1 pseudogene is annotated in these 757 nt (G+C 61.8%); it reads left to right on the plus strand.

Annotated elements, in window-relative coordinates:
- A pseudogene (locus QCE79_RS39475) lies at positions 1–757 on the plus strand (hypothetical protein); the annotation flags it as partial.

Raw genomic sequence — 757 nt, forward strand, 5'->3', positions numbered from 1 at the left:
CGCCGTGACGCTCACCGCCAAGCATAGTCAGCAGGTCGCGAAGTTGGGCGAGTTGCGAACGAAGCTATCGGACGCGGGTGTCGCGACATCGAGCCTGGCTCGGCACGAGCGCGAACTCAAGACCAGCATCGACGCGACCAAGGCATCGATCGCGCAACAGCAGAGGCAACTGGAACAGCTTGCGGAGCGTGAAAGGCGGGTCGCGGCCGCCCGCACAAAGATGCAGGCCATGCAGGGTGTCGGGGTCAACATGGCTATCGGCGGCTATGCGGCCAGGAGCACGGGCACGCACATTCTGGGCGGCCTGGGTCAGACGCTCGGCGAGGCCAAGAAGGTCCAGAACGAGATCGCGCGAATTCAAGCGCTCGGCTTGGGCGAGCGCGCAACGCAAGACGCCGTGAATTTCGCTCGCGGCATGAAGGTGTACGGCGCGAGCACGGCCGACAACATGACGATGATGCGCGACTCGATGTCAGTCTTTGCCGATTCGCATCATGCGAAAGTGGCCGCGCCGATCCTGTCGAAAATGAAGTTTGCGAACGACGCCGTGTACGGTGGAGAGCATGCCGAAGACAATGAGCGCAAGTTCATGAACATGCTCAAGGTGATCGAGCTGCGAGGCGGGACGAAGGACCAAACGACGTTTTTGGATGAGGCTAACCGCGTTCAGAAAGTGATATCGGCGACCGGCGGGCGCGTCGGCGGCGATCAATGGATGGAGTTTATTCAGCGCGGCGGCGTGGCCGCCAAGTCGCTT

This window comes from Caballeronia sp. LZ003, from assembly GCF_031451465.1.
Taxonomy (GTDB): Bacteria; Pseudomonadota; Gammaproteobacteria; order Burkholderiales; family Burkholderiaceae; genus Caballeronia.